This is a genomic window from Paracoccus shandongensis (assembly GCF_017315735.1).
GTDB lineage: Bacteria > Pseudomonadota > Alphaproteobacteria > Rhodobacterales > Rhodobacteraceae > Paracoccus > Paracoccus shandongensis.
Genome location: NZ_JAFLRK010000008.1, coordinates 113,471 through 124,836, shown reverse-complemented (window position 1 = coordinate 124,836; position 11,366 = coordinate 113,471). Strand labels below are relative to the sequence as shown.

Annotated in this window: 13 protein-coding genes; 2 read left to right on the top strand and 11 right to left on the bottom strand. The window is 59.3% G+C overall.

The annotated features are described in order from the left end of the window. Positions 1–542 precede the first annotated feature (542 nt). The gene (locus JX613_RS08205; RefSeq protein WP_207100967.1) at positions 543–1,208 is read left to right on the top strand and encodes a L,D-transpeptidase; all 666 of its coding nucleotides are present in this window, start codon (positions 543–545) and stop codon (positions 1,206–1,208) included. Positions 1,209–1,733: 525 nt separating this feature from the next. After that, positions 1,734–2,393, top strand: a complete 660-nt coding sequence (locus tag JX613_RS08200; RefSeq protein ID WP_207100966.1) for a L,D-transpeptidase — start codon at positions 1,734–1,736, stop codon at positions 2,391–2,393. A 103-nt stretch (positions 2,394–2,496) separates the two neighbouring features. Here the strand turns inward: JX613_RS08200 and JX613_RS08195 are convergent, their stop codons facing one another. From JX613_RS08195 to JX613_RS08145, 11 genes are all read right to left on the bottom strand, one after another. Continuing rightward, positions 2,497–3,021 carry a L,D-transpeptidase family protein gene (locus JX613_RS08195; protein ID WP_207100965.1) on the bottom strand — a complete coding sequence of 175 codons (525 nt, stop codon included), beginning with the start codon at positions 3,019–3,021 and terminating at the stop codon, positions 2,497–2,499. Positions 3,022–3,057: 36 nt separating this feature from the next. Next, positions 3,058–3,522 (bottom strand): DUF411 domain-containing protein, encoded by a 465-nt coding sequence (locus JX613_RS08190; protein WP_207100964.1) that lies wholly within the window; start codon positions 3,520–3,522, stop codon positions 3,058–3,060. Beyond that, complete coding sequence (locus tag JX613_RS08185) at positions 3,519–4,133, bottom strand: SCO family protein (protein ID WP_207100963.1); 615 nt, start codon at positions 4,131–4,133, stop codon at positions 3,519–3,521. The genes JX613_RS08190 and JX613_RS08185 overlap by 4 nt, the downstream gene beginning before the upstream one ends. Then, complete coding sequence (locus tag JX613_RS08180; RefSeq protein WP_237168438.1) at positions 4,115–4,597, bottom strand: copper chaperone PCu(A)C; 483 nt, start codon at positions 4,595–4,597, stop codon at positions 4,115–4,117. The genes JX613_RS08185 and JX613_RS08180 overlap by 19 nt, the downstream gene beginning before the upstream one ends. Beyond that, on the bottom strand, positions 4,594–5,175 hold the full coding sequence (locus JX613_RS08175) for an SCO family protein (protein WP_207100962.1): 582 nt from the start codon (positions 5,173–5,175) through the stop codon (positions 4,594–4,596). The genes JX613_RS08180 and JX613_RS08175 overlap by 4 nt, the downstream gene beginning before the upstream one ends. Positions 5,176–5,187: 12 nt before the next feature. After that, positions 5,188–5,850 carry a thioredoxin domain-containing protein gene (locus JX613_RS08170; protein WP_207100961.1) on the bottom strand — a complete coding sequence of 221 codons (663 nt, stop codon included), beginning with the start codon at positions 5,848–5,850 and terminating at the stop codon, positions 5,188–5,190. Then, a complete protein-coding gene (locus JX613_RS08165; protein WP_207100960.1) occupies positions 5,847–6,278 on the bottom strand; it encodes a disulfide bond formation protein B in 432 nt (143 codons plus the stop codon). Before JX613_RS08165 ends, JX613_RS08170 begins: the two co-directional genes overlap by 4 nt. 212 nt (positions 6,279–6,490) lie before the next feature. Further along, positions 6,491–7,819 carry an Nramp family divalent metal transporter gene (locus JX613_RS08160; RefSeq protein WP_207100959.1) on the bottom strand — a complete coding sequence of 443 codons (1,329 nt, stop codon included), beginning with the start codon at positions 7,817–7,819 and terminating at the stop codon, positions 6,491–6,493. Between the two features lie 94 nt (positions 7,820–7,913). Next, the gene (lspA, locus tag JX613_RS08155) at positions 7,914–8,381 is read right to left on the bottom strand and encodes a signal peptidase II (RefSeq protein ID WP_207100958.1); all 468 of its coding nucleotides are present in this window, start codon (positions 8,379–8,381) and stop codon (positions 7,914–7,916) included. Further along, positions 8,381–9,004 (bottom strand): methyltransferase family protein, encoded by a 624-nt coding sequence (locus JX613_RS08150; protein ID WP_207100957.1) that lies wholly within the window; start codon positions 9,002–9,004, stop codon positions 8,381–8,383. Before JX613_RS08150 ends, lspA begins: the two co-directional genes overlap by 1 nt. After that, positions 9,004–11,349, bottom strand: a complete 2,346-nt coding sequence (locus JX613_RS08145) for a heavy metal translocating P-type ATPase (protein ID WP_207100956.1) — start codon at positions 11,347–11,349, stop codon at positions 9,004–9,006. The genes JX613_RS08150 and JX613_RS08145 overlap by 1 nt, the downstream gene beginning before the upstream one ends. Between the last annotated feature and the right edge of the window lie 17 nt (positions 11,350–11,366).

Here is an 11,366-nt window from a genome sequence, read left to right as displayed (position 1 = left end):
ACGAGCAATGCGAGCCCGACGTCATCGAACGCATCATGGCCGACGAGAGCAGGTGCTGAGGCAAGACGGTCCTCGGCGTAGCCTTACGCAGCAACGCGGCATGACCCGCGCCTTCCAGCAAGGACACTCAACCTGATGGGTAGCCTGATCGGGCTGAGCGAACGCAAGCGACATGAGCAGAGCTTTTGAGCGACCGTATTGTCATCTTAGGCCTCACCAAAACCTTACTAGCTGGCTTGGCCGCGAGGGCAATGCGCGCCTTCAGACCTACCCCGATTGCCAGGAAGCCACAAAATACGTGGGCAAGGAGTCGGAGAGGATGAAACCTGCCATTTGCGGGAGGTTGACGCGAAAGGCGAAACCTTTGCCGACTTGGTTGTGTTCGGCCACACTTTGAGGATTTTGGAAACCAGTCTTCTTGGGGTCATAACTGGGCCGAACGTACAAGTGAAGTTGATCAGAGAACCTATCAATTGTGAGTTTGGAAAGTTGCATCCGAGCGTGCGCTGTGAGGATGTCGAAAAAAGTACAGGAGCATAAAAATGCTGACACGAAGACATTTCATTTGCACAACCACAGCGCTGTTCTCGGCATCTATTTCTGGCCCGTTGATGGCGGGATCGTGGCCAACTGAGGAACAGAAATCTGCTTGGGACGCTCAGGTCACTCCTCCCGGTTATGATCCTGCCTCATCCAACCCCTGGGGTTTGCACCAACGCTTCCTGCCCCAAAGAGTGATCGCCAACGACGGCCTCGTTCCGGGTGACATCCATGTGGATGCTGTGGCGAAGTATCTTTACCATATTGAGACTGGTGGAACTGCGATGCGCTATGGTGTGGCCATCGGTCGGGGAGATTTGTACGAACCGGGTGTATACACGATCAAGCGAAAGGCCGAATGGCCACATTGGACACCGACACAGAACATGATTATCCGAGAGCCGGAGATTTATGCGCAGTTTGAAGGGGGGGTTGAGCCCGGTCCTGAAAACGCTCTCGGCTCGCGCGCCCTATACCTCTATGTCGGCGACAAAGATACCCACTTGCGAATCCACGGAACCCCCTTTCCTAGGAGCATCGGCAGCAGCGCCAGTTCTGGCTGCGTGCGGATGGTTATGGTGCATATCAACGATCTCTACCCAAAAGTAGAAATTGGCTCCACTGCGTTTCTTTACTCAGCCGAGCAAAGTGTAACTGCACGGAACTAGGCTATTCCTTTCGCATGTCGTTGGCCCAACCCGCATGATCGGCGTCAGGCCTACGATTGGCTACAGATAGGGCGGCCTTCAGTCGTAGTTAGCGGAAGAAGGGTGGTTTCAACCTGACCACGATGCTCGTACCAATAGCAATTATCCTCTGGATTAAGACGGGCAGAGGCAACGTCCTGCTCCGGTGCAGCTAGGGCGATGAGGTTTGCCGGGAGGCTGTTGGCTCCGGTTTCTGCATTTTCCGGCGTCGGAGCAGTGTTTGCGCAAGCGCCAGTGAGCAGAACGGCTGCCAAGATGATAAAGGCCCTGCTTTTCATTTTAATCTCCCTGAAAGGTTGGTCTTGTCTGAGATCACTCGCACTCGATGTCCCCGCACACAAGGCCGCTCTCTGTCAACAGAAGTGAGTCTCGGTTGGAACGCACAATATCTTGATCCGCACGGCATTTCGTCTTCTTGGCCAAGTTACGTTTTAGAATTATCTTTCTGGAATCGTTACATAAACAGACTAAGAACACGAGGCAGTGATGGTCCTGAAGGACACAGGTAGCGACCGTCGGCGTTTTCTGGGAGGGTTGTTTGCCACGGCGACGATCCTTCCGAGCAGTGCCGTTCTGGCGCAAGGTATTGACCCTTATACCGGGCAGCCCCTCTATGGCGGCCCCCCGACCGGCGGGGCACCCGATCTTGGCGCTTATCAAATCGATCCGACGGCAGATCCAAGCCGTAACCAGTCGTCGTTTCGAGCGAGGCACTGGAGTGAGTTTTACCCTAGCCTTGGAAAGGGCGTGATTCTTGCGGATGTCACATCTCGTGCCCTGCATTATTGGTCAGGTGATGGGTCAATCAACCTAGTCTTTCCATGCTCTATTCCTGTCACGGAAGATCTAACTCGCCGGGGCGAAACTGAAATCGTCAGAAAAGCAAAGAATCCCCCTTGGACCCCGACGCCGAGCATGCGGGAAAAAGATCCCAATCTTCCTCAGCGTGTTGAAGGCGGAAGTCCTGACAATCCCCTGGGTCCTTACGGTCTTTATCTTTCATGGCCTGCCTATTTGATTCACGGAACGCATGACACCCGGAAGATTGGCCGGAAATCCTCAAATGGCTGCTATGGACTTTATAATGAGCACATCACCCGGCTCTATGAGGTAGCAGAAATCGGAACGCAGGTGACCGTGTTTTAGGAAGCTTCTTTTGCATCAGGATGCCGACGAACTGCATTGTCGGCATCCCCCAAAAAGCCTCAAGTGTCACTGAACCGAATTTCTGGACCCCTTTGTCTAACTGTTATGCATAAATCATGATCGGGACGCCGGGTTGCAGCATGGCATAGATATCCTCGATTTCCTCATCACTGACGGTGATGCAACCAGCCGTCCAGTCCTGCTTCTGGCGCACCAGACGATTACCTTCAGGTCCACGGCCATGGATCATGATATCGCCGCCAGGATCTCGACCAAACTGTTCCGCAAAGGCGCGGTCGCGCTCATTTGGATAAGACACGCCGACGGACAGGTGATACCGGCTGCGGGGATTGAACCGGTCCACGAAGTAGAGCCCTTCGGGGGTCTTTCCGTCGCCTTCGAACTGCTTGTGACCGACAGGCTGGAACCCGAGGCCGAAATCATAAGACTTCAGCACCGTTGTTCCATTCAGCAGATGCATCCGGCGCTGCCCTTTCTGAACGACAACCTGGGTGACTGGTGGACCGGAATAGACCTTGAACGTCGGCGTCTGCGGCGTTGGAGCGCCACACGCGGCCAATGCGGCCAAGCCCGCCAAGGAAAAATGACGCCGGTTCAAGCTGGCCATTCAGAAATGCTCCGTCACAGGTATAAATAGGTTGATCTAAATATTGTCGGCTGCAGGATAACTGGTGAACACTTCGCTGCTTCCGTCCTTGCGCACCAGCAGCACGTCGTAGGCTTCGCGCTTGGCTTCCGGGCCCATGCCGGGGCTGCCATAGGGCATGCCGGGTACAGCCAGGCCTGCGGCATCGGGTCGTTCTTCCAGAAGCCTGCGGATATCCGCGGCAGGCACATGGCCTTCCAGGAAATAGCCATCGATCTGGCCGGTATGGCAAGAATAATGCTCGGCGGGAACGCCAAGGTCGATCTTGTGCTGGATCAGCAGGACGCCAAAGCGTTCTTCAGCCGTTACGTCAAAACCTTGCTCCTGTAGATATTCTGTCCATTTGGTACAGCATTCGCAGCCTTGTCCCTCGACAACACGAATGGTGCGGGAGGTCTCTTCTGCCGCCAGAGGCAGGGGTGCAATCAGCATGGCAAGGGACATCAGCAAGGCGTTTTTCATCCGATGGCTCTCCGGATTTTGGGCACCGCAAAGCGGCGCTCTTCATGGAAGTCTATGACGCTGGCGAGTTCACCCGACGGCCGAAAGACGAACACGCCGGATGTATGGTTCATGGTGTAGTCGCCGTCATCTCGCGGCAGGCGTGTGTATGTCACGCCGAAGGCTTCGGCAGCTTTGGCAACCGCGTCGGTCGTGCCCGTCAGACCACGAATGCGGGGATCGAAATTCTCCAGATACTCGGCCAGGACCTCAGGAGTATCCCGTTCGGGATCGACCGTGATCATGGTGACCAGCATCTGGTCCGCGTCCGATCCCAGACCTTCCAGCCAATCGGCGATATCCATGAGTGTCGTGGGACAGACATCAGGGCACCAGGTAAAACCAAAGAACACCATGCTGGCTTGCCCCAGCCAGTCTTCTGGACCCACAGGAATGCCCCGATCATCGGTCAGCTGCCACTCCATCCGGGACAGGTTTGCCGGGCTGCCCTCAGCTCCCCTGTTTTCCGCCAACCGCTGCAAATCGCCGCTGCGCCATGCCCCTATCCCCAGGGTAAAGCCGAATGCGCCCAGAAGGCCTGCTCCGCCGAGGATCAGCTTGCGCCGTCGCATTGCGCTTCCTGAGCTCGCATCGGGAGAACCAGAGTATCGATCTCGACTGCCCCGGCCTTTTCGAAGGTCAGAGTGATAGGGAAGGTCTGGCCTTCAGAGAGCGCGGTGGTCAATTCCATCAGCATGCCATGATAGCCACCCGGTTCCAGGGAGATCGTTTTGCCTGCCGGAACGTCGACGGCCTCGGCATGAGGCATCGCGGCGACCCCGTCCTGGATGACTGTCTGGTGCAGCATCGGCATTCCGGCGATTGGCGTCTCGATCCCGATCAGACGATCATCGGTTTTCCCGGCATTGCGGATCTCAACATAGAAGACCGCCGGCCTCTGAGTGCCAATGGTAACCCGCGACCAAGCCTTCGAGATCGTGAGATCGCCGGCTGTCACGCCGACGCAGTCGGCCGACGCGATCGCCGGCAGCAGCATTGCACATCCAAGGGCAAGCGCGAACCCCTTCATGGTCATATTCTTTCCTCGATCTCCGCCCGTATCTCAGCAGCAGGAGTTTCATACGTGAATTGGCGCAGCCATTCACCATCCGGTCCGATCAAAAACAGCCCTGGGCTGTGCGACATAGTGTAGCCGTTGGGAGCCGAGGAGTCCTTTTCACGAGCAAAATGGACCTTGAAGCTGTCGGCAGCGTCCTTTGTGGCGGCATCATTCCCTGCCAAGCCAAGGATTGCCGGATGGAAGGCCGCCACATACTCGGTCAGGCCCTGCCTACGATCACGCTCGGGGTCGATGGAGATGAACAAGGGTTGTACCCGGTCAGCCTTCTCGCCCAGATCATCCATCACCTGTGCGACCTCGGACATGGTTGTGGGACAGACATCAGGGCAGTTGGTGAAGCCAAAGAACACCAGGCTGAACTTTCCCCGGAAATCGGCCATGGTGTAGGTCTGACCGTTGCCATCCTGAAGGGCAAAGTCTGGCCGGAAGGTTTCAGTTGTCTTTTCTCGTCCCACCCATTGCTGGGCCGCTATGGCGCCCGCTGCAACTATGACCAATCCCCAGAGGGCCAGACGGATCGTTCGCAAGCTCATCGGTGACCTGCCTTACCCAAGCTCGGAGATCGCATTCGAAACCGCTTCGCGCAGGTTCTCGATGCTCAGCTCCATCAGCTGCTCGCCATTGACGAAGAAGGTAGGTGTCCCTTTGATCTGCATGGCCTGAACATCGGCCATGTCCTGATTCAGCACGCCCGTGATGTCAGGGTGCAAGCGTTCGGTCTCGGCGCGTGCCAGGTCAAGCCCGGCTTCCCCGGCCATTTTCCAAGCCAGGTCCAAGCGGGGCTGGCCATGCAGCGCCCAAGCGGGCTGCTGATCGAAGAGGATGTCCAAGACCGGCTCGAAGAGATTCTGACGACGCGCCACCTCAAGAATACGCACCGCCTCGTCTGAGCCCTCGTGGAACGGCGTATATCGCAACACCACGCGAAGCTGAACAGGATATTCTCGGAGCAACTCATTGACCACAGGGTGAAATGCTCGACAGGCTTCGCAAGAAGGGTCAAAGAATTCGACCAGGGAGACCGGCGCGTCTGTCGGTCCCAAGATCGGCGAATGCGACCGGATCAAGGCATCCGGCTGGGCTTGCAGGGTTTCGCGCACAGCGGCAGCCTGTTCGGCCTCTCGCTGGCGCGTGACATACCAGGACCCGGCAGCAAACGTGCCTGCACCCAGAGCAAGGGCGCCCACCACAACGGTTCTTCGGTTCACGATCGCTTTCCTTTCATGAAGATCAGACACAGCGCGGTTGCCGTAAAGGCACCGAGCGAGAGATAGGGAATTGGCAGGCCCAGGATGGCCATCTGGCCGCGGTCGGAACAGGACGGCCCGTCCTTGGTGCAAGGGCTGACACTTTCGGGGATCAGTCCGGCGTAAAGGCCTGAATGCCATAGGGCTATCGCCAGCCCGGCCAGCACCAGGGGCAGCGCGTAGAGCCTGGCCCCTGCGTCTTGCCGCCACAGGCCGATAGCAAGGATGGGGACAAGCGGGAACATGGCGATCCGCTGATACCAGCACAGCACACAAGGCATCTGCCCCAGAACCTCGCCAATGAACAGCGCGCCCAGGGTCGCGCCCAGGACGATCAGAAAGGCGAGGAGAGGCAGTGCTTCTGATCGAGACGATAAGGTATCAGGCATGGGTGAAACCCCGGCACCCCAGCGAGCACAGAACCTTCAGGGACATGCGAAACCCAGCCACGACAGCGGCGAGCGCTATGGCGTTCAAATGTCCAAGCGCCTTTCCGAATGGTTGGAGTGTCATCGATCACCGTTCGTGCTGTTTGCTCAGCCCGCCCTAGCACCTCTAGCAACTTGAGGTTCAAGCAGAACTTTGGCCGTTCACAGCTTTGTCAGGCAAGAAAGACGCTGTAGAGAAGGTTGATGTTCAGCACGATGATCGTGGCTGCGACGACGGCGCAGGCTAGGGTCAGCCATCGTGGTGCCACCAAAGCCCCCATCTTCTGGCGGCTGGCGGTGAACATTACAAGTGGAACGATGGCGAAGGGAAGCTGGAAGCTTAGGATAACCTGGCTGAGGATCAGCAACTGGCCTGTACCCTCGCTGCCCCAAAGCAGGATAACCACCATTGCCGGTACGATCGCGAAGACTCGTGTGATCAGGCGCCGCAGCACGGGGCTGATGCGCCAACGGAGGAAACCCTCCATCACGATCTGCCCGGACATGGTGGCGGTGATGGTGGCATTCAGGCCGCAGCACAGCAGCGCGATCCCGAACAGGGTCGGTGCAATGGTCCCGCCCAGCAGGGGCGACAGCAAGGCATGGGCCTGGTCGATTTCAACGATCTCGGTATTGCCTGTGCTGTGGAAGGTCGCGGCGGCAAGGATCAGGATCGAGGCGTTAACGCAGAGTGCAAACATCAGGGCAATGGTCGAATCCCATGTGGCCAGCCGCAAGGCCTGCCGCTTTTGGCGGGGATCTGCCCCAAAAGCACGGGTCTGCACGATGCCTGAATGCAGGTAGAGATTGTGGGGCATGACCGTGGCCCCAATGATGCCCAAGGCAATATACAGCATCTCAGGGTTAGTCGCGATCTCGACCGAGGGGGCGAAGCCGCGGATCACTGCATTCCAGTCAGGATCGGCCATAGCAATCTGGACCAGAAAGCAGCCTGCAATCACAGCCAGCAGTGCGATGACAAAGGCCTCGACCCAGCGGAAGCCGCGGTTTTGCAGCCACAGGATCAGAAACACGTCCGCCGCGGTGATGAAGATGCCGATTTCCAAAGGAATGCCGAACAGCAGGTTCAGACCGATGGCAGTGCCGATCACCTCGGCCAGGTCTGTGGCAATGATCGCCGCCTCGGCAAAGATCCATAGCGGAAACGATACCCAGCGAGGGAACGCATCATGGCAGGCTTGCGCCAGGTCGCGGCCTGACGCGATGGCCAATCGTGCACAAAGCGATTGCAGCAAGATCGCCATGATGTTGGAGAGAAGGGCAACGAACAGCAGCGTGTAGCCGAACTTGGCCCCTCCCGCGAGCGACGTGGCCCAGTTTCCCGGATCCATGTAGCCGACGGCAACCAGATAGCCTGGACCCACAAAAGCCAGAAAGCGCCGCAATCCCGATCGTCCCTGCGGCACGGCGATGGAACGAAAGACGTCGGACAAGGACGGCTCATGAGGGGCTTCGCGCCAGCCAAGTGAGGATTGATCCATGAGCCCGCCTCAGTTGCAAATGATTGTCATATGCGACTGAGGTTGATCCTTTCGTTTCTACCGGTCAAGTCACTCCTTTGGGCCTGTGGGAGCGTCAGGAACGGACTGCTCCGATGCGAGGCCGCAAGATCGTTGCACAAAGAACGAGCACCGCACCGCAGGTGATGGCTGCATCGGCAAGGTTGAAGGCAGGCCAGTGCCAAGCTTTCCACGAGAAATCCAAAAAGTCTGTCACTGCGCCTTGCCGCAAGCGATCTATGATATTGCCGACGGCTCCCCCGACGATCAGCGCAAAGCCATGCCGTTCAGTCGCCGTTTGGCCGCGCAAGGCAAACAGCCAGAACATCGCGGTGAGAATGCTGGTGAGTGCTGCCATCAATAATGGCGCGTTGGCCATGCGCTCTGAAAAGAGCCCAAAGCTTGCACCGGTGTTGAAGCCTAATGTCAGCGAAAAGCCCGGGAATACGGGCACTGGAACGCCAGGCTGCAGCCAGATCAATGCCGCCGCCTTGCTGATCTGGTCGGCCAGAAGTGCCAGGATGATGGTTGTTTCCAGTCGCATCAGTTTCCTCTGACTATTCGTAAACTGAACCAGCGTGGTACCTGCCGTGCCCACTCCTCGTAGGCGGAGCCATGGATACGGCGCAGCGCTGCTTCTTCGGATGGGATTTGCGCTTGCGCGGCAGCGAGAAAGAGCAGGGGCGAAACAAAGGTGGGCAGTGCGGGGATTGCCAAAGCTACGCCCGAAAGAAGCAAAAGCTGACCGACGAAGGTTGGGTTACGGCTGATGCGGAACAATCCGCCCGTAACCAAGGCTCCAACCGCGGACCGGTTAACACCAACGCGCCAGGAAGCCCCCATCGACATTTGCGCGGCAAAGGCCACCATGGCGCCAAGTGCTGCAACGAACACGCCGGGTAGCCGCAGCCCTGCCCCGCCACCTTCGAGCCAGAACGGATCAAGCTCACGGAGGGCAGGCCAGATCAACCAGACTAGCGGACCGGCAAAGCTGCACGCGAACGCCAGCCGAAAGGCAAAGGCTGCCCCTCGATCCCGCCCCTTGCTTCGCCCCATCAGCCATGCGGTTTGCCCGTTGACGCGGCCTGTCTCGGCTGTGCCCCAACAAAACAGCAGCAGATAGGCTGCCAGGATCGACAGTGCAGGCCAACTGAAATCCGTTGCCATCAGCTTTCACGCTCCGGGTTGTAGCCGAGAAGCCTGAGCGCGTTCAGCGTCACCAGGACCGTGGCGCCGGTATCGGCCAGGATCGCGATCCACAGCCCCGTGATCCCGAGAACGGAGGTCACGAGAAACACCGCCTTCAACCCCAAGGCTAATGTGACGTTCTGGCGGATATTGCTCATGGTGGCGCGGGATAGACGGATCAGCGCCGGAACATCTGTGACGCGGTCGCGCAGGATCGCCGCATCCGCCGTTTCCAACGCGACATCGGTCCCCGATCCCATGGCGACGCCGATGCTGGCCTGCTTCAAGGCAGGGGCGTCATTGATGCCATCGCCGATCATCATCACGCCGCCGCTGGCCGCGGCCTCACGGATCGCCATCAGCTTGTCCTCAGGCATCATTTCGGCTCGGTGATCCAGGCCAAGGCTCCCTGCTATGGCCTCAGCCGTGCGTGGATTGTCTCCCGTCAGCATGACCGCCGAAACGCCCATGGTCCTGAGTTGACGCATCGCCTCGGCAGCGTCCTCCCGCGGCTCGTCGCGCATGGCGATCATGCCAAGCGCCTCCCCTTCGCGGAAAACGGCAACTACGGTCATGCCCTCGGCTTCCAGCTCGGTTGCTTGGTGGAGTGCAGGACCGTCGATAGCTGCCATCTCAGAGGCGTAACGTGGCGATGCGACCCAAGCCATTGCCTCGCCTACCACCGCCTGAACACCCTTACCAGGCAGCGCCTTAGCATCGCGCGAGGACAGTGCTGCGATACCGATTTCTTGCGCCTTGCGCAGGATTGCCTGTGCCAGCGGGTGGCTGGACCCTGCCTCGACCGCCGCTGCCACGGCCAGCAGTTCGGCCTCGGCCACGCCCATGGCGGGCAGGACGCGCGTAACCACCGGCTTGCCTACAGTCAGGGTTCCTGTCTTGTCGAACGCGACATGGCGGATGTTCGCCGCGCCTTCTATCACTGCGCCGCCTTTCATCAGCAGCCCTCGCTTGGCCCCCGAAGACAAGGCCGAGGCGATCGAGGCAGGAACCGAGATCACGAGGGCGCACGGGCAGCCGATCAGCAGAAGCGCCAGCCCGCGGTACACCCAGGTGTTCCAATCCGCGCCAAAAGCAAGCGGCGGTACAATGATGACAAGAGCTGCCGCCACGACAACGGCGGGCATATACCAGCGGCTGAAACGGTCGATGAAGCGTTCAGTCGGCGCGCGCGCCTCTTCCGCCTCCTCGACCAGGCGGATAATGCGCGCGATGGTGTTGTCCGAGGGCTCCCTGGTGACGCGGACCCGCAGCACGGCTTCGGTGTTGATCGAGCCCGCAAAGACCGGCTCTCCGGGCCCCTTGCTGCGCGGCACGCTTTCCCCCGTGACAGGACTTTCATCGATGCCGCTGCTGCCTTGGATGATCTCGCCATCGGCGGGCACGCGGTCCCCGGGCCGCACGACGACGATCTGGCCGATCTCCAGACTCTCGGCCGACACTTCGCGCGTGCGGCCGTCTTGTTCCAGCAGCGCCGTCTTGGGTACCAGATTGGCCAGAGCGCGAATACCGTTGCGCGCCTTGTTGGCGGCTACCCCTTCCAGCACTTCGCCGATTGCGAACAGGAAGACCACAAGGGCTGCTTCCTCGGCGGCGCCTATAACCAGGGCTCCGACGGCCGCAATGGTCATCAGACCCTCGATCGTGAAGGGCTGGCCCATGCGAGCGGCCTCATAGGCCCGCTTGGCGATTGGCGCCACCCCGATCAGACAGGCCGCCAAAAAGGCCCAGTAGCCTGTCTCGGCCGAGGTCAGAAGCTCGAAGAGCCAGGCTACGGCCAGGAGCAGGCCAGTCAGGATGACCAGCCGTCCTTTGGCTGTCTGGAACCAGGACTTGCCACGATCCGCCGGGTCGTCGTGGCTGTGGGCGGTATCATCATGGCCGTTATGGATCTGCGTTGCACTGCCGTCGCCGCGATCGTCCGCCATGTCGTCATCCATGGAGGCTGGCGGACAACAACCCGTCGCGCAGGCACCCTTCATCGAAGATCGGGGTGTCGGAAACGGCGTGGAGGCCGGCGCCGGCTCAGGATCGGATGCTTGCGGCAGGACAAAGGCTTTCTTGCGAGGAGCTGTCTGTCCCTTTGGTGCAATGCCAAAGCCCAGCTTGCGCACCACAGCCTCGATCTCTTCGGGCTGTGTCGTCTGAGGCTCAAGGTTCAGGCTCAGCCTTTCCGACATCAAGGCAACACGCACCTCGCTCACGCCAGGCAGGCGCTCGACTGCGCGCGTCACCTTTGTCGTGCAGGCCGCACAGTCCATCCCGCTGACTGTCCATTCCTGCTTGCCCTGTGCCTGATCCGTCATTTCGAAACTCCCGCAGG

What these genes read in the sequence shown, in the direction of transcription:
- JX613_RS08205 (WP_207100967.1), top strand. Translation starts at nt 543, where the DNA reads ATGCTGACACGAAGACATTTCATTTGCACAACCACAGCGCTGTTCTCG.
- JX613_RS08200 (WP_207100966.1), top strand. Translation starts at nt 1,734, where the DNA reads ATGGTCCTGAAGGACACAGGTAGCGACCGTCGGCGTTTTCTGGGAGGG.
- JX613_RS08195 (WP_207100965.1), bottom strand. Translation starts at nt 3,021, where the DNA reads ATGGCCAGCTTGAACCGGCGTCATTTTTCCTTGGCGGGCTTGGCCGCA.
- JX613_RS08190 (WP_207100964.1), bottom strand. Translation starts at nt 3,522, where the DNA reads ATGAAAAACGCCTTGCTGATGTCCCTTGCCATGCTGATTGCACCCCTG.
- JX613_RS08185 (WP_207100963.1), bottom strand. Translation starts at nt 4,133, where the DNA reads ATGCGACGGCGCAAGCTGATCCTCGGCGGAGCAGGCCTTCTGGGCGCA.
- JX613_RS08180 (WP_237168438.1), bottom strand. Translation starts at nt 4,597, where the DNA reads ATGACCATGAAGGGGTTCGCGCTTGCCCTTGGATGTGCAATGCTGCTG.
- JX613_RS08175 (WP_207100962.1), bottom strand. Translation starts at nt 5,175, where the DNA reads ATGAGCTTGCGAACGATCCGTCTGGCCCTCTGGGGATTGGTCATAGTT.
- JX613_RS08165 (WP_207100960.1), bottom strand. Translation starts at nt 6,278, where the DNA reads ATGCCTGATACCTTATCGTCTCGATCAGAAGCACTGCCTCTCCTCGCC.
- JX613_RS08160 (WP_207100959.1), bottom strand. Translation starts at nt 7,819, where the DNA reads ATGGATCAATCCTCACTTGGCTGGCGCGAAGCCCCTCATGAGCCGTCC.
- lspA (WP_207100958.1), bottom strand. Translation starts at nt 8,381, where the DNA reads ATGCGACTGGAAACAACCATCATCCTGGCACTTCTGGCCGACCAGATC.
- JX613_RS08150 (WP_207100957.1), bottom strand. Translation starts at nt 9,004, where the DNA reads ATGGCAACGGATTTCAGTTGGCCTGCACTGTCGATCCTGGCAGCCTAT.
- JX613_RS08145 (WP_207100956.1), bottom strand. Translation starts at nt 11,349, where the DNA reads ATGACGGATCAGGCACAGGGCAAGCAGGAATGGACAGTCAGCGGGATG.